The organism is Chryseobacterium sp. SIMBA_038 (assembly GCF_046535115.1).
Taxonomy (GTDB): Bacteria; Bacteroidota; Bacteroidia; order Flavobacteriales; family Weeksellaceae; genus Chryseobacterium.
The window spans coordinates 141123-165492 of sequence record NZ_JAWRXH010000002.1; the positions used below are offsets into that span (position 1 = coordinate 141123).

The window sequence follows — 24370 nt, forward strand, 5'->3', positions numbered from 1 at the left end:
TCAAATATTAAAAATTTACCCTTTGCAGAAAAGACAGCAAAGGGTATCGATAAATACGATTAACCAAATGCTTATTGTTCCTTTAAAGGCTGAATGTAACACCTTGCCAAGAGCAGGTTGTTAAGATTTCATAGGGTCAGTTCCCTCCATCTTTCTTTATAAGCCGATCGAAATATGAATGCAAAGCTAAAAACAAATAGTCTACAAAACAAGTAGACTTTAAAATTTTTAATTATAATTTTATGAAAATTAAGTTAATTTAAACTTAAAAATCACTAAAATAGACACTTATACAAAATGTTAAATTTTCAAATATGAGAAATATCATTAAAAATAATGCAAAAGAGTATTTTCACCAAAAATGAAATATTTAAGCCTTAATTGAAAAAAGTTTTTAATTTTATAGAATGAAAATTTTAATCATCAATGGTCCTAATTTGAACTTGTTAGGCACAAGAGAACCAGAAATTTACGGAACAGTTTCTATGGAAGATTATTTGGAAAATTTGCAATCTGAATTTCCTTCTTATGAAATACAATATTATCAATCAAATATTGAAGGTGAGTTAATTAACAGACTTCAGGAAGATGATTTTGATGCGTTGGTGATTAATCCGGGAGCTTTTACGCATTATTCTTATGCGATTGCGGATTGTTTAAAAAATATTCAGAAGCAGAAAGTAGAAGTTCATATTAGTAATATTTACAAAAGAGAAGAATTTCGACAAAAATCTGTGACGGCAGCGAATAGTGATGCGGTTTTATCCGGTTTTGGGATGGATGGATACAGGCTTGCCATTTTGAGTTTGAAATAAATTTTATTAAGATTGAAAATAAGAGATGCTTCGACTCCGCTCAGCATGACAGTTCTAATACTAACTGTCACATTTAACAGCACATTTTTAGCGATGTCATGCTGAGCGGAGTCGAAGCATCTAAATATTATATACAGAAAAATCCTCATCGTTTGATGAGGATTTCTATTTTTAGTTTGTTGTCTGTTGTTGTAATTGAGGTCCGGAAGCGATAAGCTTTTTCCCTTCTTCTGTATTACAATACTGATCAAAATTTTTGATATATTTTGCAGCAAGATCTTTTGCTTTTTCTTCCCACTCAGTAACTTCGCTGTATGTATTTCTAGGATCTAAAATACCTTCAGAAACGTTTGGTAATTCAGTAGGAATCTCCAAATTCATAATTGGAATTCTAGTTTTTGGAGCATTCTCGATAGATCCATCAATGATCGCATCAATAATTGCTCTTGTATCTTTTAAAGAAATTCTCTTTCCGGTACCATTCCAACCTGTGTTTACCAAATAAGCTTTTGCACCATGTTCTTTCATTTTTCCGATCAATGTTTTAGAATACATTGTTGGATGTAATGTTAAGAACGCTTCACCAAATGCTGGTGAGAAAGATGGTTCAGGTTCAGTGATTCCTCTTTCAGTTCCGGCTAATTTTGAAGTATAACCGCAAAGGAAGTGATATTGAGCTTGGTTTTCATCCAAAACAGAAACCGGAGGCAATACTCCGAACGCATCAGCAGAAAGGTAAACAATCTTGCTTGCGTGACCTGCTTTTGAAGGTAAAACAATTTTATTAATATGATAAATCGGATAAGAAACTCTCGTGTTTTCTGTGATTGATCCGTCAGTATAATCAGAAACTCCGTTGTTTACGACAACGTTTTCAAGAAGTGCATCTCTTTTAATTGCTCTGAAAATATCCGGTTCTTTTTCTTCAGAAAGATCGATTACTTTTGCATAACAACCACCTTCGTAGTTAAATACACCGTTGTTATCCCAACCATGTTCGTCATCACCGATCAAATATCTTTTCGGATCTGCAGATAAAGTTGTTTTTCCTGTTCCAGAAAGTCCGAAGAAAAGAGCAACATCTCCTTCTTCACCTACGTTTGCAGAACAGTGCATTGATGCCATTCCTTTTAATGGAAGGTAATAATTCATCATTGCGAACATTCCTTTTTTCATTTCTCCACCGTACCAGGTTCCTCCAATGATCTGAAGTTTTTCAGTAAGGTTGAACATTACGAAGTTTTCAGAATTTAATCCTTGTGCTTCCCAATTCGGGTTTGTCGTTTTAGAACCGTTGATTACTGTGAAATCAGGCTCTCCGAAGTTTTCCAGCTCGTAGTGAGAAGGACGGATAAACATATTAGTAACGAAATGCGCCTGCCATGCAACTTCAACGATGAATCTTACTTTAAGTCTTGTATCTGTATTTGTTCCACAAAAAGCATCTACAACATAAATTTTCTTAGAAGTTGAAAGTTGGTTCAACACTAATTCCTTACAAGACTGGAAAATTTCTGAAGAAGTCGGTAAATTAACTTTACCATCCCAGAAAATTGTGTCTTTTGTAACATCATCCTGTACAATGTATCTATCTTTAGGAGAACGACCTGTGAAAATTCCTGTTTTTACTGATACCGCACCAGATTCTGTAAGCTCTGCTTTCTCAAAGCCTTGGTTTTCAGGAGAAATTTCAGCTTGATACAACTCTTCATAAGAAGGATTATATTGAATTTCATAGTCTCCTTTAATCCCTAATTTTTCTAAATCTTGGATGATTTTAGCGTGTTTCATTTTACTTATATTTTCTATTTCTTTTTTGGGTTCAACAAAATTAATATTAATTAATTGTTAAAGGTGGTTTAAATATAATGATATAAGTCAGATTGGCAAATAAAAATAGGACTTTGTAAAATGCTGATTATAAATTAATTATATCAGACCATTCAAAAACAGTAGTAAAACCTTTTCCCCAAAAATAGTCCTTAAAGCCATCAAATTTGGCACTCATGACAAAATCTCCACCCCAAGCACCCAAACTTTTAACAAATGAAGGGCAATCGGCGAAAAACTTTTGTTTAACTGTGGGAATTTCAAGAAAATCTGATATTTTTTGCTCATGAACTAACATTAGTTCGGAAAAATTTTCCAATTCGTTACATAGTAAAATATTTCTTGTAAGATTCGAAAATTCATCGACCAGTTTTTGAGACTTAATTTTAGACTTGTAAAAATTGATTCCTTCACGGCTATCCTGCTTCTGATTTAGGTGAATAAAAATAAGCTCATTTTTAAAAGAAGGATCAAAATTTACCCTTTCATATTTGATCTCAGGTTTGCTTTGAAAAAGGACGGCAGATTTCTCTTTTGCCACGGCAATATCGTAACCGCTTCCACCCAAACTGATAGAATTTAAATGAAAAGGATCAATTTCAGCCCATTCTCCGAGATTATTCATCAAAGTAGAGCTACTTCCAAGACCATAATCTGCAGGAAACTGAAGGTTTGTTTTTAAATAATAAGAATGTGTGCTTTTGAATTTGGTTTCAGAAAGACTCTGAACGTTTTTTAAGGTTTTAAGGATAAATTCAGCACTAGAAGTAATGTTGGTTTCTAAGATCTGCCAATTTTCGTAATCGATGACAGCTTTTAACCATAATTTGTTTTGATGATAAGCTTCCCAAATGATCAAAAATTTCCCATCCGGATTTTCATCAAAGAAAAACTCTTGTCCTAGCTTGGTGGGTACCGCTAAGACAAGAGCTCCGTCTATCGCGAAATATTCTGAAGTAAGCATTAGCTTTCCCGGTGAAAATATCTCGCCCATAATTTTTTTATTTGATTAAATTGCAGAAGCAACGTCTACAGAACCATCAATTTTCTTGATTAGCCCTTGAAGCGTTTTTCCTGGTCCAACTTCAATAAAATTAGTTGCACCGTCTTTAATCATATTTTGAACTGACTGCGTCCATTTTACGGGACCTGTCAATTGTGCAATCAAGTTTTGTTTGATCTCGTCAGGGTTTGTCACCGCTGTCGTTGTGATGTTCTGATAAACTGGAATCGTTGCGTTTCTGAATTTTGTCTTTTCAATTGCTGCTGCCAATCTTTCTTGCGCCGGCTGCATCAATGGAGAATGGAATGCACCATTCACAGGTAACAATAAAGCTCTTTTTGCTCCAGCTTCTTTCAGTTTAATACAAGCTTCTTCAACAGCTGCTGTTTCGCCAGAAATTACCAATTGTCCGGGACAGTTGTAATTTGCAGGAACAACAATTCCGCTGATTTGCGCGCAGATTTCTTCAACTTTAGCATCTTCCAATCCTAAAATTGCTGCCATTGAGCTTGGATTTGCGTTGCAAGCGTCCTGCATTGCTTTTGCTCTTTCAGAAACTAATTTCAGACCGTCATCAAAAGATAAGACTCCGTTGGCAACTAGTGCTGAAAATTCTCCTAAAGAATGTCCTGCAACCATTTCGGCTCCAAGACCGTTCACTGCTTTCAACGCAGCGACTGAATGTATAAAAATTGAAGGCTGGGTAACCTCCGTTTTCTTAAGATCTTCATCTGCTCCATTAAACATAATGGAAAGGATATCAAACCCTAAAATTTCGTTGGCAGATTCCATCAGATCTTTTATGTCTTTTCTAGAATCGTACAATTCTTTTCCCATTCCTACGAACTGAGAACCCTGCCCAGGAAATACAAGTGCTTTCATGTATTGATTTAAAATATTATGCAAATATAAATATAATGTTAACGTTTTTCATTAAATTGATTCAAATCATTTATGGAACCAATCTAATCACACGATAACCTGTATTTACATAAGCTCCGTTTGCTTTAGATTTTACAAACTCAAATTTTGTTGCCAATTGAGTCTGAACTTTATTCATTTGCTTGAAAATCTCTCCTTTTTTGTTTTCTCTGGTCAACATATCATTTACGACATCAAAACCTACGATTGCATATTTAGGTGGAGTTTTGCAATATTTACTTTTATATGCTGCAAGGATTTCTTTTTCAAAACCACCATCGGCATTGATCTTTCTATCCATTAAATACACCAAATTAGCCTGACTCAAATCATCCACTTTCTTTTCAAAAACTGGAGAATAGTACATACTGAAAGCTTTTACTCCCTGAACTTCTTTAGACAAAGCAATAACTCTATTCGCAAAAGCATCACCTAAAGCGTCATTATCATTAGCTAAGATCGCAATAACCGGCGCAGATTGTCCCGTCATCATATTTTGGTCAACCTGAATATCTGCAGGAGAGTTTACGATAATTACATTAGGATTTTTAACCGCCTTTTCCAAACCTGCTTTAATGTAATTCGCATTGTCTTTTTTAGCATCTGCAACTACATAAATTTTTTGGTCAGAATAAACACCTTTTACCTCCTCAATAATTTTATCAGCGTATGTCTGATCATTTGTTTCAACAATAATTAAATTGCTGTAATTATATAATTCCGGAGAGTTGGCAAATGGTGCAACAACCGGGATTTTTTGATTTTTAGTAAAGTCTAGCACATCTATAACGTTAGACTTAAAGAATGGACCGATAATTAAATCCGTATTGTTAGGATTGATCTGAGTCATTGAGTTTTTAAATGACGCTTCATTTCCTGAATCAACGATTTTAATATCTAATTTCTGGCCGTTTCTTGCATTTCTTTCGATCGCTAATTTAGCGCCTGTAAGGAAATCCAAAGCCATTGTTCTGTATTGAGTTTCGTTGGTGCTGTAACCGAAAGGAAGCATTAAAACTACGCTCAACGCATCGCCATTTTTCTTAATATATGCAGGATCTAGTTTTTTAATCTTTAAAACCATTCCTGTTTTTAATCCGTGAGATAAATCTGGATTTAGGGCAATAAGCTCATCAATCGAAACTCCGAATTTATTTACAATGGAGAAAACCGTATCTCCCTGAACAACTGTATACGTTACATATTCATCATCTGAAGCAACGCTAGTATTTGATGAATTTGAAGAAGATTTTTCACTTCCTGAATCCATTGTAGCTTTTGTGTTCGCTACCGGTTCAGCAACAGCTGTATTTGATTTTCTAATTTTAATAGACTCACCTGGCTTTAAACCTTTTTCCTCCAAACCTGGATTTAAGGCAAAAAGTTCTTCTTTGGTGACATTAAACTGTTTTGAAATTCTGTAATAATTATCTTTTGCCTGAACAACATACAAAATATTATTCTCAGCAGGAACATTAGAAGTATCAATAGTCGTAATTTTCTCTGCAGGTTTTACCTCCGTATGAGTCGTAGTCGTAACTTGAGCCTGCTCACCACCATACTTTTTGATGCTGTCAAGAGGTAATGTGATCTCGTCACCGATCTTTAAATGAGAATCCAATTCTGGATTTAATTTTCTCAAATCAGTTTCTGAGATTCGGTATTGTTTTGTGATGCCGTAAACGGTTTGTTTAGGCTGTAAAATAATTCTGCCAGTTTGAGAATTAGGCTTAGCTTTTTCTACAACAGCCGCAGTTGTTTTAGGAATTGAAGGGGCAGTTGTTTTATCCGATTTAACCGTAACAACATCTCCGATCGCTAGTTTGCCATCTTTAAACTTTGGATTTAGTTTTAGCAATTCATCTACAGTTATTCCGTATTTTTTTGCAATATTGTAAGGGTTGTCCCCTTTTACAACGGTGTGAGATTTCTGAGCAGACGCGCCCAAAAACATACATAAACTGGATAGAATAAAAAACCTCTTTATCATAGTCGATAATTATAATTTACAAAAATACTTCTTTAAAATTAAATGGCAAGAATTATTAATTTGGATTCTTCAACCACCATTTCTTCCAAACAAGTTTCAAGCCACGAATATCCATAATCTGCAAAGATTACACTAAAATTATAAACCCTTTCCTGCCAAGTCTTAGAAGGATGTACATCTAAAAATAGTTTTTCCAGTCTTTCTAACAATTCGCTTTGTTTGATTTTTTCCGCGTGAAGAAGGCGTTTTTTCATCCTTTTGAATGATTTCAACTGTCTTGTTTCTTCAGCTTTTACCATATTCCCAAAGGATTTTTCTGTGGTTTCTGCTATTGATTTTAATTCAGAGAAATTATTTGTTAATATATTTTCCTTCTTTTCTAATAATTCTAAAATAGTATTATTGCTTAAAATTTTATTATTAGTAATTGTCGTAAAGTTTTGAAAAAAATCTTCAATCTTTAGATCTAATTTTTCAACTTTCCCGATTGTTTTCTCCTTTAAAAATAACATTGAATTTCTTGGAATCAAAACAGGAAACGGAATGTTGATCTTGGCGAAATAATCTTTCAATTCCAGCCAATACATGATCTCGGCATTCCCTCCGATATAAGCCAAATTCGGCAGCACTTTTTCCTGATAAACCGGACGCATCAAAGCATTCGGGCTAAATTTTTCAGGATGATTTTCCAATTCATTCAGAATTTCTTCTTGAGTAAATTGAATATTTTTATCTACAACGATATATTTCTGCCCGTCAAATTCAATTCTGTCTCTCGTTTCTGAAAAATAGAACAAATTAATTTCACGAGGATTTACCTGAACCTTACCGTATTTTTCAGTCAGAAATTCAACTTTATCTTTTGATGTTTCATGTAAGCTGAAATTAAGAAGTTCATCTTTAAAAACATCTTTAAGCTGCGTTTTAAGCTCTTTAGAATCTCCATCGACAATCAGTAATCCCAAATCCGAAAAAAGTCTATTAACTAAAGTTTTGATGGCTTCAGTTAAGGTATTTCCAACTTTATAGGCTTCTTTCAACATCAAAATCAATTCAGTACCAAAAACAGAATCTTTAAATTCTTTTTCAAATTCAGAAATAAAAAATGTATCGTTGATCTTTATTCTTCCAACCGGCCCGCCTGACTTTTCATTGATTTCGTAATAATTATTCTCGGTTTTAAAATGGTTGATTTCGGCAAAATCATGATCTTCCGAAGCCATCCAATATACAGGAACAAAATTAAAATCAGGGAAGTTTTCTTTTAAATAAGTACAAGTTTTAATCGTCTGCAATATTTTATACACAAAGAAAACGGGACCTGAAAACAGATTCAACTGATGACCCGTTGTGATTGTAAAAGTATTTGGCTGTTTTAAATTATCTAAATTTTCCTTTTGCTTTGATGAAAGTTTTAGATCTTTTAATTGATCTTCAAGTGCATCAAATAAAACGTTTCTCTGGTCTTGCGAAAAAGAATCCTGTTTTAGATGAATCTGCTTTTTAAAATTATCAAAAGAAAATGTATTTCCCTCGAAACCTTCAATTTTATGACTCAAAAAATCTTTGATTAATTGAGGAATGCTCTCTATATCGTTAAATGATATTTTATTAATTGTTTTCAACTTTGATGTATAATATTAGTTGAACAAATACCAAACAATTCCAAGATTCAGTCTAAAATCATAGACCGGATAATGTGGAAATGCATAGGCTTGATTGTGTGCAATAAGTGTCCCGATCTGCTGACCTTCAACAAAGAAGAACATTTTTTTAACCTTCATATTGAAATAAACGTCCGCGATCGGCTGTCCGCCAATTGAAAATGAACTTGAGTTGGGTAAAAGATATTCGTTAAGTATCGGGAAATAATCTCTTGATGCAAATTTTGAGAAATAATATACTTTGATTCCAGCCTGAATTTCTGCAGCATTTTTGAAAGCTTTAGACTGATAAAAAATATTCGCTCTACCAATAAAGCTTGGCATTGGAAGCAATTCTTTATTCGTTAAGGCGTTTTGGAACTGAACTCTTGTATTCAGATGAAAACGTCCGTAAGTGAAGGTAGCGTCACCTCCTATTTGAGAAATATTCAATGAGCTATCGCTTTGTCTAGGCGCTGCAAACTGATCGAAATAGGTATAGTTATCAATTCTGAAATAGTTGACAAATAGTTCTGTTTTGAACCATTTTAAATTTACATTTCCTCCTATTTCAGTGATTGCCTGATTTTTCGCATTTTGAAGATAATAATTGAAATTATTATAACTCGATGTATTTAAAAGATAATTGAATGACGGATAAACGCTCTGGAAATTAACCTTAGCATTTACGAAATAGTCTTTTATCGGTTCAAACTTAAGGTTATTTGTTGTCTTTAAATAGGTCCCGAATTGGCTTCCGTTTGAAAATTCAAGGAATGAATTCAACTGTATCTTATCTAAAAGTTTTACCTGAAGATTTCCTACCGCTCCAATTCTATTTTCTTTGATCTCATTTGGAATTTCTAGGATTGGAAGCATAATCGGAGTTGCTCCAAACTTCAACATTTGATAACGTACTCCTGCATCAAGTTTGAACTTTTCATTATCCCAAACCAAACTAACCGTATTACTTAAGTTATCCGAATATTTCTTTGTTGAAAGAGGAAAACCTGCAACGATTTCCTGTGGGGCATCGTACCAATAAGGTTCCAAAGATCCCTGAGCATAATAATATTTGTTCCCTTGATGAGAAATCGTGTGTCTGATTCTAAAAGGGTATTTCTCTGAGTTGAAAGGCGAAAACTGATGACTTAAATAGTATCTTCTATACGAATATTGCGAGCTTGAAGACGCTAAATTAACCTGAGCATTTTGCCTGTTCTTGTAATCACTGTCACCACTTTGGAAAAGATCATCTTCAATGATTCCACCATTTTCCTGATTGTTTACATTTTGGTGTAAATAATGGGCAAACAATTCATAATTTCCGCTTTTAGAAACATAGTGTCCGGAAAATAAAGTGTTATTATTGGCAGCCAAAAAGTTTCTGTACATACCCTGTGAACGCAATCCTGTATATTCCAAAGCAAAATTGAATCTTTTACCTATGTTTTGAGTGTAGGTTGATTTCAGCGCTGCTCCATTCTTCATTGCATTATGGTAGACAAATGTAGCCGTTGGTGTTTTTACATCGTAATACTGAACATCATTGATGCCTATAATTCCATACGATTTATTCTCTGGTAATAAAGCCAAATTTTGTTCAGCGTTCACTTCATAAGATAACGGATTAAAGCCAGCTCCGATATTAGCAAACTGTACTCTCCCAAAATTATCTTTGTTATTATACTGCGAAAAAATATAAGTCTTTTCAAAAGTCATAACCGTATCAAACACCTTTTTTTCAGAAAACTGTGTTTGATGTAGATAATCATTAATGGTAGGCTTAAATATTTTTAAGGAATCTTTTGTTCCAGAGTCAACCACTAAGGTATCCGAAGGATTTTCTTTAAGTTTATTAGAATCTGTTTTATTAACAACCTGAGCTTTAGAAATAAGGCTGAAGAAGATTATTATAAAAAGTATATACTTCATATGTTCGTTTATATTATTCAAAAAGTCACATGCAACATGAAGTTCCCACATCAAATTTTGTACAGCAAAAATAAGAAATAAAAGGAAATAAAAAACCCTGCTTAGAGCAGGGTTTAAATTATATGATTATTGTTTGATTAATAACCAGGGTTTTGTTGTCCAGCCATTCCTGGGTTACCAGTAATCTCTGCCAATGGAATAGGTAAAGTATATTTATAACTTCCATTAGGTAAATTGGATACCGCTACATTATCATCTGCCGGATTTCTATCCATTGCTACACCTGCTATTGTAGCCAATCTCTTAAGATCGATATAACGGTGACCTTCTAATGCCAACTCGATTCTTCTTTCTTTTAAGATATCTGCATAAGCAGTTTGTTTATTAGTATATACTGGTGTTGTTGGGGTACCAGTGTATCTTCTAGCTGTTCTTACATTGTTGATATAAGTTGCTGCTTGAGTAAAATCACCTTCTTCAACTGCGGCTTCTGCCAAAATAAAATACATTTCTGATAATCTAAAAACTTTTACATCATTTCTAGTTGGAGAACCTGGTTTACCAGGAAACTTATCAATAACAAAATAGTTTAATGATAAATATGGATTAGCTGATGGATCAACATATGCATACTTTCTTACATCACCAGCTACATTAAATTGATCGTAAAGATTTTTACCCCAAAACCACATTGGATTACCCGTGATAGCTGAACTATTTGTATTATAGAAAGTACCAATAGCGCCACCAGCTCCTGTAGCTAATCTGTTAAGAGAGAAAATAACTTCACCTCTATCTAAATCACCCCACATTCTTCTATATGGATTAAATGCAGTTGATGCATTATACCAAGCGGAATTCCAAGCAGCATTTCCAATTGTAGGAGCAGCAGTACTTGTCATTGGTGTAGCTAATGTTAGTGCAAAACTAACATTTGTAACAACATCCTGTGCATATTGCTTAGCTAGTGCATATTTACCACTATATAAGTTATATCTAGCAGCAACAGCATTAACAAAATCTTTACTTGCATAAAATCTTGTATTCGAACTTAGAGCTCCTGTATCAGCACTCATATATGGTAAAACAGATCTTGCATAGTCTAGATCAGCCTTTACTAGATCATAGATAGCTTTATTAGTAAGACGAGGTGATGAGAAATTAAATATATCTGGAGGAACACCTTCTAACCACATTACTCCTAAAGCATTCTCATTTTTCATATCTGTAGAAAAATAAGTTTCTAATTGCAAATAACAATATGCTCTAATCGCTCTTGCCTGAGCTATCGCCTTATTATATGTAGTTGTTTCTGCTCCAACTGCAGGCGTTACGTGTTTTGCAACCTCTAATAGGTGGTTAACTCTATTAATTACTAAATAGTTATTAGCCCAAATATTTGAAGTATAAGTGTCATTGCTATCTAAAAAGAATCTGTGAAGTTGAAACTCTTGACCTCCACTACCAATACCTGGAGCTACTTCGTCTGTTAAAACAGCAGTAAGATAGTTAGCATTAGTTGGTTCAAGTAAATTATATACTGATCCTGTTAAATAACTTGTTAACTGGCTTACAGTAGTAATCTGACTTTCATACGCTTCACCCTCTTGGACGATATCAATACTATCCTGGCAGCTATTCATAACTAACCCACCCGTTAGCATTGAAGCACTAATAAAAAGTATTTTTATTATATTTTTTTTCATTTTAATTTAATTTAGAATAAAAGATTTAATTAGAATTCAACATTTACACCCACAGAAATTGTTTTAGGGTTTGGATATACCCCTAACGAATACTGTGCTACTGGCTCAGGATCATATCCTTTCCATTTTGTCCATGTATATAAATTTTCTGCCTGAACAAATAATTTAAGTGATCTAATTGGAAGATTTTGAAGTTGATTTTTAGTAAAACTATATCCTAGAGATACATTCTTCAATCTAACGAAATCTGTTTTATATAAGAATCTATCAGATGAACCATCCGTTCCAGTATTTAGCGCTGTAACACTTGGTACGTCAGATCCTGTATTTTCAGGAGTCCAAGCATTTAGCAAATCTGCAGAAACGTTCAATCCTGCCGCTGCATATGATGGATCCATTGTCCAAGCATGTAAATTGTCATACTGCCATCCACCAGCTTGGAAAGAGAATAATGCATTAGCAAAGAAACCTTTGTAATCTACATCAAACCCAAAACCTCCATTAACTTTAGCGTAAATAGATTTACCTGTTAAAACTCTGTCATTTGCTGTTGGAGCTTCAGTAATATTTCCATTTTTATCTAGGAATTGCATCTCACCAGTCTCAGGATTTACTCCTACATAGTGATAAAGTTGCCACTGATAAGCAGGTCCTCCTATTGCATTTACGTTATCATCTACTAAACTCTCATTAGGTAATGATTTAATTTTATTCTTATTATATCCAGCATTTGCGAATACAGATAATCTAAAATCTTGTTTTCTGATGATATTTCCTTTTAAACTAGCTTCAATACCTTTATTTTCCATCTCTCCATTATTACCGTTAACAGTATAGAAAGTAGATGAACCAACTCCAGCAGAAACAGTAGTTCCATTGAATAGATTTGAAGTTAATTTTCTATATACATCAAATGTACCTTCAATTACTCCATTGTAGTTAAAATCTAAACCAACATTGGCCATAGCCTGCTTCTCCCACTGTAAATAAGGATTTCCTAATCTATATAGATATCCATAAGTATTCTGGTATCCACCAGTACCTGCTGCAGTAGCATTTATTATATCAATGTAATAGTTTGGAAATAAGAACATTGGATTTTGGTTATTAACAGCTGACCCTAAGTTTTGGTTACCCTGAGTACCGTATGAAGCTCTAAGTTTTAACATTCTAAACTTAGTATCTCCCATAAAGGCTTCTTTATCAATATTCCATCTACCTCCTACTGACCAAAATGTTTCCCATTTATTTTCTCCACTAAATCTATAACTAGCATCTCTTCTTACAACACCACTTACACCATATTTACCTGCATAATCATAATCCACAGTAGCAAAATAGGCTAAAGTACCTCCTGAAATTTTAGAAGCATTTATTGAAGGAGCATAGAATGAAGGAGTATCTGAACTAAATGGAATATATCCTGTACCAGCTCCTAATTTCCATAGAAGTGGATCTAATCCATTTTGAGTTTGCTGTTTTGTTATATAATGAGATTTCATATAATCCATATACACACCAACAGTAATATCATGTTCTCCAAATTGCTGATTATAAGTAACGTTGGTAACAGTATTAAAGTTAAAATCCTTAATATTATTAAGAGTTTCTGAACCTCCGAATGCGGCACCTGTTGGAACAGCTACTGCATTTGATAAATAACCTAGTGGAGATCTAGCAAAACTTCTATCAGACATTCTATAGTCGATACCTGTTCTGTTTCCTACCGTTAAATAATCTGTTAATTTATATGAAGTTTTGAAATTACCATTAATTGTAGTCTCTTCATATTTATTCTGTACACCACCGATTAAGTTATCATAAAGAACCCAAGGTCTAACCCCTGAACTAGCTCCTCCAACAGCAGCATACATTTCTTTACCATTATTAAATGGGTATGGTCCTAAAGAAGGATCTGATAATAACGTTCCAAACAATACATTTTGAACAGAGTTAGCAGAAATACCAGAGTTCTCTTCCTCGTCTAACTGATGTCTTTTTGAATATGCTACGTTTAGCATTGCAGCATACGTAAATTTTTTATTCTTAGATTGACCAGTAATGTTATTTCTAAAAGTAAACCTTTGAAAATCAGTTCCTTTAATAACACCTTCGTTATTTAAATATCCTAAAGATGAATATAGTGAAACATTTTCGCCACCAGCCTGAATTGCTAAGTTATGTTGCTGGCTAATACCAGTTCTCATAAACTCCTTACTCCAGTCTGTATTTGTAGTATTAGCATTAACTTCATCTTGAGAAATCAGAGTATCATCATAATTATGGATTATTTGCATGAACTGCGTTCCATTTGCCATATTATAGTCAGTCTTCGGATAAGTCGAGAACGACGTCAAAGCATCATATGACAATCTAAGTCCAGAATTGAATTTACCAGTTTTCGTATTAATTACAATAACTCCATTCGCTCCTCTGTTACCATAAATTGAAGTTGCTTGTGCATCTCTCAAGATACTTAAACTTTCAATATCATTAGGATTTAAGTTTCTAAATTGAGTTGCAGAAGTTGAAAGTCCATCAATAACATATAATGGGTCAGCACTTGCATTCAAAGAACCTAGACCACGAATCAAGATATCAATCTTACCAGAACCCGGAGATCCTGAATTAGAGTTTACAGATAATCCTGGAGCCGTCCCTTGAATTGAGTTCAAGAAAGTTGAGTTAGGACGATTTTCAAGTGTTTCAGAACTAATTGTAGTTGATGCAGCAGTAGATTTAGCCTTAGTTGCTGTTTTACTATATCCCAAAACTACAACCTCTTCAATTCTAGTTTCTTTAGAAGTAGTATCCTTCTTAGTTTTTTGCGCAAAAGCAGCCTGTCCTAAGAAAAACAAAGCTCCCGCACTTAATACACGTAGTTTAACATTCATATTAACAAATTTTAATATATTTTAATGGGCAAATATGTTAATAAATATTAACACTTGCAAGTTTTTTAACTATATATGTGTTAGTTTTTTTTAATGGAAACTCTAAATTTCCTATAAAATAAATAGGATTCAACAATAATAGGCAGTTATTATTTCATAAAATGTATTTTTTTCATATCAAAAAAAACATTTAACATATTTTTTTCAAAATTTCAAATATTATTTAGAACTATTATAAATTAAAATCATTTAAGAAATAAAAAAAACCACTTTATAAAAAAGTGGTTTTCATATAGTTAAAAACTATTTATTTCAATTTCTTCTTAACAGCTACTTCTTCATAAACCTCAAGAATATCACCGTTTTCGATGTCATTATAACCTTTTAAGTTCAATCCGCACTCGTAACCTTTTGTTACTTCTTTTACGTCATCTTTGAAACGTTTTAAGCTTTCTAGCTCGCCATCGAATTTCACAATACCGTCACGAAGTACTCTTACTTTAGACTGTCTCGTTACTTTTCCTGAAAGAACCATACAACCTGCAATTGTTCCAACTTTAGAAATCTTGAAGACTTCTCTAATCTCAACATTACCAATTACCTGCTCTTTAATTTCAGGAGAAAGCATACCTTCCATTGCTTCTTTAACTTCGTCAATAGCAGCATAAATTACAGAGTATGTTCTGATCTCGATTTCTTCTCTATCTGCCAATTCTTTAGCATTACCACCGGCTCTTACATTAAATCCGATAATAATTGCATCTGAAGCAGTTGCTAGGTTAACATCAGACTCAGTGATCTGTCCAACACCTTTATGAAGAATGTTTACATTGATCTCGGCTGTAGATAATCTCTGTAATTGATCTGATAATGCTTCAACTGAACCATCAACGTCACCTTTCAGGATAATATTCAATTCCTTGAATTCACCTAGAGCAATTCTTCTACCAAGTTCTTCAAGTGTTGTATGTTTCTTAGTTCTGATAGAAAGTTCTCTCTGAAGCTGCTCTCTTTTGTTAGCAATAGTTTTAGCTTCACCTTCATCTTCATATACTTTAAACTTATCACCAGCTGTTGGAGCTCCGTCTAAACCTAAAATAGTTACCGGAATAGATGGTCCTGCTTCCTTAAGGTTTCTACCTCTTTCATCAAGCATTGCTTTTACCTTACCGTGGTTTTTACCTGCAACAACATAATCACCAACTTTTAAAGTACCTGTTTGTACTAAAATGGTAGCAACATATCCTCTTCCTTTATCTAATGAAGCTTCAATAACAACACCTTGAGCATTTCTATCTGGATTAGCCTTTAAATCAAGCATTTCTGCCTGAAGTAATACTTTTTCTAATAAAACATCCATGTTATTACCAAATTTCGCAGAAATCTCTTGCGCCTGAACATTTCCTCCCCATTCTTCAACTAAAATATTCATTCCAGAAAGTTGTTGACGAATGTTATCAGGATTTGCGCTCGGTCTATCCACTTTATTCAATGCAATAATCATTGGTACACCTGCAGCCTGTGCGTGAGAAATTGCTTCTCTCGTTTGAGGCATCACATCATCATCTGCTGCAATTACAATAATTGCAATATCTGTAACCTGAGCACCTCTGGCTCTCATTGCTGTAAAAGCTTCGTGACCTGGTGTATCTAAGAATGTAATTCTCTGACCATTTTCCAATTTCACGTTGTAAGCACCAATATGCTGTGTAATTCCTCCAGATTCACCAGCGATAACATTTGTTTTTCTGATGTAGTCAAGTAATGAAGTTTTACCGTGGTCAACGTGACCCATTACTGTAACGATTGGAGCTCTTGGAGAAAGATCCTCCTCAGTATCCATATCCTCTTCAGATTCTACCTCTTCAAGGTCAGCATCCGAGAATTCTATTTTATAACCAAATTCATCTGCAACTAATAATAAAGTATCAGCTTCCAGTCTTTGGTTCATTGTTACCATTACTCCTAGAGAGAAACATGCAGAAATTACTTCTGTTGCACTTACATCCATCAAACTTGCCAATTCTCCGACAGTGATGAATTCTGTAACTTTTAGTGAAGTATCTCTTGCATCTGCTTCCTGCTGACGCTCATCTTGTTCTCTACGGTAAGTTCTTTTATCTTTTCTGTGTTTAGCAGATTTAGATTTACCTCCTTTGTTGGTTAATTTTTCAAGGGTTTCCTTGATCTGGTTTTTAACTTGCTCGTCAGTTAATTCAACAGGCATCGTTCTTTGACCAGGTCTGTTGTTGTTTCCTGGACCACCTGGGCCTTTTTTGAAACCACCACCTTGTCCAGGAGGACGGTTACCTTGGTTATTTCCAAAACGAGGACCACCTTGACCACCTTGTCCCGGTGGACGGTTTCCTTGACCACCTTGTCCTGGAGGACGGTTCCCACCTTGTTGGCTGTTACCTTGCCCTGGAGGACGGTTTCCTTGAGGACCGCCTTGGTTGTTATTATTTCCTCCTTGTTGATTGTTTCCTGTGTTTGGCTGATTAGGGCCACCAGGTTTTTCAATCCTTTTTCTTTTCTTTTTAGCCCCAGAATTTGGTTTTGGTGCAAACTGACTTAGGTCAATTTTTTCACCAACAATTTTAGGTCCATCAAGTTTTTGATAAACCGTTTCAATTTTTTGAGACTCTTGAGGTTGTTCAGCTTCTACTATTTTAGGCTCAGCTTTTACCTCAACAGGTTTAGCTACGGGCTCTACAACGGGTTTTGGAGCTTGTTTCACAGGCTCAACTGGTTTTTCCTCCGCTTTTTTATCTTCCACTTTAGGTTTATCTTTTTTTACAGGTCTATTTCTAGATTCTATCTGAGACAAGTCTATTTTATCCAGAACTTTGAATTCCTGTTTTTCTTTTTCAGGAGCTGCCTTCACTTCTGGTTCAGGTGTTGGCGTTGGTATTGGGGTTTGTGGCACTACTACTACTTCAACTTTCTTTTCTTCTACCACTACCGGTGCTACTGCTGCGGGAGCAACAGGAACTTCTTCAACTTCAGGCTTTTTAGGCTCCAGGTCTATTTTACCTAAAATCTTAGTTTCCGGTTTATTAGCTTTAGCTCTTATTACTTCAGGGGTTTTCTTTTCTTCAATTTCCAGTTTTTCTTCCGGAACTTTTGTGATCACCACCTCATGGGAAGCCTTACGTTGCTCGCCATCTTTGGCAAACTCAGCTTCCAATGCAGAATATGCCGCTTCTTCTAATTGAGCGTTAGGATTGCTTTCAACCTCGATACCCTTAGCCTGTAAAAATTCTACTAATCTGGACATCGAAATATTGAATTCCTTAACCGCTTTATTTAATCTTATTTTTGGCATCTATTATATTTACTATTTTTTTAATTCTTAAAATTAAAGTATTTCTTTTTACTGATTATTAAAATTTATTTAAAAATCTTAACTTTCAAATTCTTCTCTTAGAATACGTTTAACATCTTCAATCGTCTCCTCTTCCAAGTCAACCATTTTAATAAGACTTTCCGTATCTTTATCTAATACTGATTTCGCAGTAGTAAGACCTACTTTCTTAAATTCATCCAGAATCCACTGTTCGATATCGTCATTAAATTCTCTCAATTCAACATCATCATCTTCGCTAGACTCTCTAAATACATCAATTTCATATCCCGTTAACCAAGAAGCCAGTCTGATATTCTGCCCTTGCTTACCGATAACTTTAGAAATCTCTTCAACCGGGGTATAAACCAAAGCATAATTGGTTTCCTCGTTGATGTCAATTTTATTGATGGTAACATTTCCTAAAGCTCTCTTCACTAAAATCTCAGGGTTTTTAGACCACTGAATAACATCGATGTTTTCATTTCTCAACTCTCTTACAACTCCGTGAATTCTTGATCCTTTCACACCTACACAGGCACCAACCGGATCTATTCTGTCATCATAAGCATCTACTGCGATCTTCGCCTTTTCACCAGGAATTCTTACTACCTTTTTCAACATAATAGTACCGTCTTGGATCTCAGGAATTTCCAGCTCTAATAACTTCTCTAGGAATTTAGGTGCAGTTCTGGAAATAATAATCTGAGGTTTTGAACCTTTAAAATCTACTGATTCTACAATAGCTCTGATATTTTCACCTTTTTTAAAGAAATCGGAACTGATCTGATTTTCTTTTGGCAAAATAAATTCATTCTCTTCATCATCCAACAAGATCACATGTTTGTGACGGATGTGGTGAATTTCTCCAATTACGATCTCACCGATTCTGTCTCTAAACTGCTCGTACAACATTGCGTTGTTGTGCTCCTGCAATTTAGTCGCTAAAATCTGCTTCAAAGTAAGGATGTTTCTTCTTCCTAACTGAGCAACAGGAATTTCCATCGTAAAATCCTCACCCACTTCGAAAGTAGGGTCTATTTTCTTCGCCTCAGAGATTTCGATTTCCAAATCATCGTCTTCCGACATTTCGTCCTCTACAATCGTTTTATTTAAAAATATCTGAAAATCTCCTTTATCCGGGTTCACAATTACATCAAAATGATCATCTGAATCAAATCTTTTTCTCAAAAGAGTCTTCAGTGAATCTTCAATAATCGCCATAAGATCAATCTTACTGATCCCTTTTTCGTCTTTAAAATCACCAAAGGATTCAATCAACGCTATATTATCCATTTATTCTTTTTTCTTTTTAAAATTTAATTGCTACTAATGCTTTCTTAATCTCAGAGTAAGGAATTTCTCTTTCCTCCTCCACATCTACTTTACCTTTACCTACTTCTTTCGGTTTTCGGTAACGTAAAATAAGAGTGATCTTTTCGTTGTCTACTTTAGACAGTTCACCCTCAATCTCAGAAGAATCTGTAAGTAAAACTTCGATGTCTCTTCCTAGATTTTTATTGAATTGTCTTGGAGTTGCCAATGGTTCGCTTAATCCCGCAGACATCACCTGTAAGCTGAAATCATGTTCTTCGCGATCCATATTGAATTCTATTGCACGACTCGCATCAAGGCAGTCTTGCAAAGTAACTCCGCTGTCTCCATCCAAAATCACCGTAATATCATCCCCTGCCGAAAATTTTAAATCAATAAGAAATAAATCTTTTCTTGTGTCAAGGAATTCATTTAATAATTCTTCAATTTTTTTTCTAAACTCCATAAATAATATTAACCTTGGTTTACCTGTACGAAAAAAGGCTTTCTTCCGAAGCCTTCTCATTTTTTTCCGTAAATCCAATGCAAATATACAAATTTTTTCTAAAAAAGCAAAATCTCTTATAATCAAGCAGGTAAGTTAATATAGATTTACATTAAATTAAGAGACGTGATGAAAGTATTTTTACTATTTTTGTCCTGAATTTTTAAAAACATACATTTTGAATATAACGATTGTAGGTACAGGTTATGTAGGATTAGTCACAGGAACTACCCTAGCAGAACTTGGCAATTCAGTATACTGTGTAGATATTGATGAAAAAAAAGTAGAAGGTATGAAAAACGGCGTAGTTCCCATCTATGAGCCGAACCTTGAGGAAATGTTTCTTAGAAACATTCAATCTGAGAGATTATTTTTCACTACCAATTTAAAAGAAGCTTTAGACAAAAGCGAAGTGGTATATCTTGCATTACCTACTCCACCTGGAGAAGATGGTTCTGCAGATCTTTCTTACGTTTTGAAGGTTGCAAACGATATCGGTGAATTAATGACAGAATATAAAGTTGTTGTTAATAAAAGTACTGTTCCCGTTGGTACTGCAGATCGAGTAAGCGAAGTAATTGCTTCAAAAACAAACATCCCTTTCGACGTAGTTTCTAATCCTGAATTTTTAAGAGAAGGCTTTGCTGTTGAAGACTCAATGAATCCCGCAAGAGTAGTTGTAGGATCTAGTTCTGAAAAGGCGAAAGATATTATGGCTAAAATTTATCAGCCATTTACCAACACTGGTATTCCTATTATATTTATGGATGAGAAATCATCTGAATTAACTAAATATGCTGCCAATTCTTTCCTAGCTGTGAAAATCACATTTATGAACGAAATTGCAAACTATTGTGAAAAAGTAGGTGCAGACGTTGATAAAGTAAGATTAGGAATGGGAAGTGACGACAGAATCGGTCACAGATTCTTATTCCCTGGAATCGGATATGGTGGAAGTTGTTTTCCTAAAGATGTAAAAGCATTAATAAGATCTGGAAAGCAGGAAGATTTCAATTTCCAAATATTGGAAGCGACTGAAAATGTAAATATTGCTCAAAAAGTAATTTTAGTTTCAGAAATTGAAAAATATTTTGGAGGAAGTGTTGAAGGAAAAACAATTGCCATGTGGGGATTAGCTTTTAAAGCCAATACAGATGACATTCGTGAAGCTTCTTCGTTAGACAATATCGATCTTTTATTAAAAAAAGGCGCGAAAATTGTTGCATACGATGCTGTTGCTGAAAATAACGTTAAAAAAATCCTTGGTGACAAAATAGAATATGCCAAAGGAATGTACGATGCCTTAGAAGGTGTTGATGCTTTATTTATCGCTACAGAATGGCCTGAGTTTAAGAATCCAAACTTTGAACTAATGGCTAAAAAAATGAAAAATAAAGTTATTTTTGACGGAAGAAACATGTATCCATTGGAAATCCCGGAACAAAACGGATTCCATTATAAAAGTATAGGAAGAAAGACAATTTCAAAATAATCAGATGAAAAATATAATTATTACTGGAGGAGCAGGATTTATAGGATCCCACGTTGTAAGAGAATTTGTGAAAAACAATCCAAATACAACCATCATTAATCTTGATGCTCTTACTTATGCCGGAAATCTGGAAAATTTAAAAGACATCGAAAACGAACCTAATTACGTTTTCGAAAAAGCAGATATCACAAATCCGGAAGAATTAAGAAAAGTATTCGAAAAATACAATCCTGACGCTGTAGTTCATTTGGCAGCAGAAAGTCATGTTGACAGAAGTATTACAGATCCTATGGCATTTATTAATACGAATGTAAACGGAACTGCCAATCTTCTTAATCTTTGCAAAGAATTCTGGACATTAAACCCAGATCATACGCACGGAAGATTCCCTGATGAAAAAAGACAAAACTTATTCTATCACGTGTCAACCGATGAAGTATACGGAAGTTTAGGAGAAACAGGATTTTTTCTAGAAACAACAGCTTACGATCCACAATCTCCATATTCAGCTTCAAAAGCTGCTTCTGATCATTTGGTTAGAGCGTATGGAAACACTTACGGAATGCCTTTTATCGTATCAAATTGTTCAAACAATTATGGTCCGAACCATTTCCCTGAAAAGTTAATTCCACTTTGTATTTCAAATATTATCAATGAAAGACCTTTACCAATCTATGGTGACGGAAAATATACAAGAGACTGGTTATATGTGATTGATCACGCAAAAGGTATTCATCAAATCTTTAATGAAGCTAAAACTGGAGAAACTTACAACATTGGAGGTTTCAACGAGTGGCAAAATATCGACTTGGTGAAAGAATTAATTAAGCAAATGGATGCTAAATTAGGGAAACCTGAAGGCCATTCTGAAAAATTAATCACTTTTGTAAAAGACAGACCAGGGCACGACAAACGTTATGCTATCGATGCTACTAAACTTAATGCAGATCTTGGATGGAAACCGTCTGTAACTTTTGAAGAAGGTTTAGGAAAAACAATCGACTGGTATCTTGGAAACAAAGAATGGTTAGAGAATATCACCAACGGAGATTATCAGAAATATTACGATAATCAATACAATTAAAAACACAAAATGAAAGGAATAATATTAGCCGGAGGTTCCGGCACAAGACTTTACCCTCTTACAATCGCCGTAAGCAAGCAACTGATGCCTGTTTATGACAAACCGATGATCTACTATCCGCTTTCAACGTTGTTATTAGCAGGAATTAAAGACATTTTAATAATCACAACTCCACACGATCAAGCAGGATTTATCAAGCTTTTAGGTGATGGTTCACAAATCGGATGTAATATAGAATATATTGTTCAGCCTAGTCCGGATGGTTTAGCGCAAGCCTTTATTTTAGGTGATAAATTCATCGGTAATGATTCTGCTGCACTAGTTTTGGGAGATAATATCTTTTATGGTTCCGGAATGGGAGCTTTATTAAGAGATAAAACAAATCCTGATGGTGGTGTTGTCTTCGCTTATCACGTATCAGATCCTGAGAGGTATGGTGTTGTAGAATTTGACAAAGATTTCAAGGCTGTTTCTATAGAGGAAAAACCTACAAACCCAAAATCAAACTACGCCGTTCCCGGCCTATATTTTTATGATAATAATGTTGTAGAAATTGCAAAAAACATACAGCCTTCACCAAGAGGAGAACTTGAAATAACTGATATAAATAATGTTTATCTAAGCAAAAATAAGCTTGAAGTAGGCGTTCTTGACAGAGGAACAGCTTGGTTGGACACAGGAACATTCGACTCTCTTCATGACGCATCAGAATTTGTAAGTGTTATCGAAAAAAGACAAGGCTTCAAGATAGGCTGCATCGAAGAAATTGCTTTCAGAAATAAATTTATCAACGAAGAAAAGCTATTAGAAACTGCCGTAAAATATGGTAAAAGTGGATATGGCGAATATCTTAAGCAACTGGTAAAATAATCCGAACAATATTAATAATTAAGAAAACTATTGGCCTTATGGTCGATAGTTTTTGCTCATAACGATATTTTTCAATACATTAGTTGTTATTTTTAGGTCAATATGAAGAATAATTCATAATCTAAAAATTTTAAGATAAATTAATTATTATAAATTTGCATAAATTTCTACACAGATGAATGAACCACAACAAAAGTGGACAGAAACGATAGGTTCCAACCATTCTTTATTTGATTTACAATTAAAAGAAGTCTGGAGGTACAAAGACCTTATTTATATGTTTGTAAAACGAGATTTCATATCAAGTTTCAAGCAAACTATTTTAGGTCCGATTTGGTTTTTTGTTAATCCCATTTTTACGACAATTACCTATTTAATTATTTTTGGAAGATTTGCTAAACTTCCTACTGACGGGGCTCCAGGTATATTATTTTATCTTGCAGGCGTTACTTTATGGAATTATTTTTCCGGATCTTTATTAGGAACATCCAGTACGTTTACAGGAAATGCCAATATTTTCGGAAAAGTTTATTTTCCAAGGTTGGTTACCCCCATTTCAATTGTAATTTCAAACCTGATGCGTCTTGGCGTTCAGTTTATTTTATTTATAGTTGCTTGGATTTATTATCTTGCTAATAAAGAAATCACTCCAAATTGGTGGATATTGGCAACACCTTTTCTATTTATTCTCATGGCTTTATTTGCTTTAGGTGTCGGAATGATATTCTCTGCACTTACTACCAAATACAAAGATCTAAGTATGTTACTAGGTTTCGGTATAAGCTTATATATGTATGCAACGCCCGTTATCTATCCTGTATCTATGCTCCCTGGATATTTTAAAAATTTAGCTAAGTTTAATCCGCTAACCGGTATTTTTGAATGCTTCAAATATGGCTGGCTTGGTGTTGGGGATTTTTCACCTACAATGTTAATAGTAAGTACAATTATAACGATCATTCTTCTATTTATAGGTATTGTTACCTTCAATAAAGTAGAGAAAACCTTTATGGATACAGTATAAT

16 protein-coding genes and 1 riboswitch are annotated in these 24370 nt (G+C 34.3%); of the genes, 5 read left to right on the forward strand and 11 right to left on the reverse strand.

Features of this window, described 5'->3' with window-relative positions; translation table 11 throughout:
- Positions 1-68 precede the first annotated feature (68 nt).
- Positions 69-165, reverse strand: a riboswitch (SAM riboswitch).
- Positions 166-407: 242 nt separating this feature from the next.
- Entirely contained in the window at positions 408-815 is a 408-nt protein-coding gene (locus tag SB689_RS06850) for a type II 3-dehydroquinate dehydratase (RefSeq protein ID WP_410691390.1), read from the forward strand.
- 171 nt (positions 816-986) lie between these two features.
- Here SB689_RS06850 and pckA read toward each other — a convergent pair whose 3' ends face one another.
- The 11 genes from pckA to rimP form a co-directional block, all read right to left on the reverse strand.
- A complete protein-coding gene (pckA, locus tag SB689_RS06855; RefSeq protein ID WP_410691391.1) occupies positions 987-2606 on the reverse strand; it encodes a phosphoenolpyruvate carboxykinase (ATP) in 1620 nt (539 codons plus the stop codon).
- Positions 2607-2733: 127 nt separating this feature from the next.
- A complete protein-coding gene (locus SB689_RS06860; RefSeq protein ID WP_410691392.1) occupies positions 2734-3639 on the reverse strand; it encodes a GYDIA family GHMP kinase in 906 nt (301 codons plus the stop codon).
- A 15-nt stretch (positions 3640-3654) separates the two neighbouring features.
- Positions 3655-4530 carry an ACP S-malonyltransferase gene (fabD, locus tag SB689_RS06865; protein WP_410691393.1) on the reverse strand — a complete coding sequence of 292 codons (876 nt, stop codon included), beginning with the start codon at positions 4528-4530 and terminating at the stop codon, positions 3655-3657.
- A 70-nt stretch (positions 4531-4600) separates the two neighbouring features.
- Positions 4601-6559: a LysM peptidoglycan-binding domain-containing protein gene (locus tag SB689_RS06870; RefSeq protein ID WP_410691394.1), complete on the reverse strand. Its 1959-nt coding sequence runs from the start codon at positions 6557-6559 to the stop codon at positions 4601-4603.
- Positions 6560-6597: 38 nt separating this feature from the next.
- Complete coding sequence (gene bshC / locus SB689_RS06875; RefSeq protein ID WP_410691395.1) at positions 6598-8184, reverse strand: bacillithiol biosynthesis cysteine-adding enzyme BshC; 1587 nt, start codon at positions 8182-8184, stop codon at positions 6598-6600.
- Between the two features lie 15 nt (positions 8185-8199).
- Positions 8200-10137, reverse strand: coding sequence for a putative porin (locus tag SB689_RS06880; protein ID WP_410691396.1), 1938 nt, complete (start codon positions 10135-10137; stop codon positions 8200-8202).
- Positions 10138-10274: 137 nt separating this feature from the next.
- Positions 10275-11843 carry a RagB/SusD family nutrient uptake outer membrane protein gene (locus tag SB689_RS06885; RefSeq protein ID WP_410691397.1) on the reverse strand — a complete coding sequence of 523 codons (1569 nt, stop codon included), beginning with the start codon at positions 11841-11843 and terminating at the stop codon, positions 10275-10277.
- Positions 11844-11872: 29 nt separating this feature from the next.
- Complete coding sequence (locus SB689_RS06890) at positions 11873-14737, reverse strand: SusC/RagA family TonB-linked outer membrane protein (RefSeq protein WP_410691398.1); 2865 nt, start codon at positions 14735-14737, stop codon at positions 11873-11875.
- A gap of 307 nt (positions 14738-15044) precedes the next feature.
- On the reverse strand, positions 15045-18062 hold the full coding sequence (infB, locus tag SB689_RS06895; RefSeq protein ID WP_410691399.1) for a translation initiation factor IF-2: 3018 nt from the start codon (positions 18060-18062) through the stop codon (positions 15045-15047).
- 78 nt (positions 18063-18140) lie between these two features.
- Positions 18141-19376, reverse strand: coding sequence for a transcription termination factor NusA (gene nusA / locus SB689_RS06900; protein ID WP_066753336.1), 1236 nt, complete (start codon positions 19374-19376; stop codon positions 18141-18143).
- A gap of 16 nt (positions 19377-19392) precedes the next feature.
- Positions 19393-19860 (reverse strand): ribosome assembly cofactor RimP, encoded by a 468-nt coding sequence (gene rimP / locus SB689_RS06905; protein WP_410691400.1) that lies wholly within the window; start codon positions 19858-19860, stop codon positions 19393-19395.
- Positions 19861-20077: 217 nt separating this feature from the next.
- On the opposite strand from rimP, the gene SB689_RS06910 reads away from it, so the two are divergent.
- The 4 genes from SB689_RS06910 to SB689_RS06925 all read left to right on the forward strand — a co-directional run bounded on the left by SB689_RS06910 (position 20078) and on the right by SB689_RS06925 (position 24369).
- Complete coding sequence (locus SB689_RS06910; protein ID WP_410691401.1) at positions 20078-21391, forward strand: UDP-glucose dehydrogenase family protein; 1314 nt, start codon at positions 20078-20080, stop codon at positions 21389-21391.
- Positions 21392-21395: 4 nt separating this feature from the next.
- Positions 21396-22475: a dTDP-glucose 4,6-dehydratase gene (rfbB, locus tag SB689_RS06915; protein WP_410691402.1), complete on the forward strand. Its 1080-nt coding sequence runs from the start codon at positions 21396-21398 to the stop codon at positions 22473-22475.
- A 9-nt stretch (positions 22476-22484) separates the two neighbouring features.
- A complete protein-coding gene (rfbA, locus tag SB689_RS06920) occupies positions 22485-23345 on the forward strand; it encodes a glucose-1-phosphate thymidylyltransferase RfbA (RefSeq protein ID WP_410691403.1) in 861 nt (286 codons plus the stop codon).
- A 175-nt stretch (positions 23346-23520) separates the two neighbouring features.
- On the forward strand, positions 23521-24369 hold the full coding sequence (locus SB689_RS06925) for an ABC transporter permease (protein ID WP_410691404.1): 849 nt from the start codon (positions 23521-23523) through the stop codon (positions 24367-24369).
- Position 24370 lies beyond the last annotated feature (1 nt).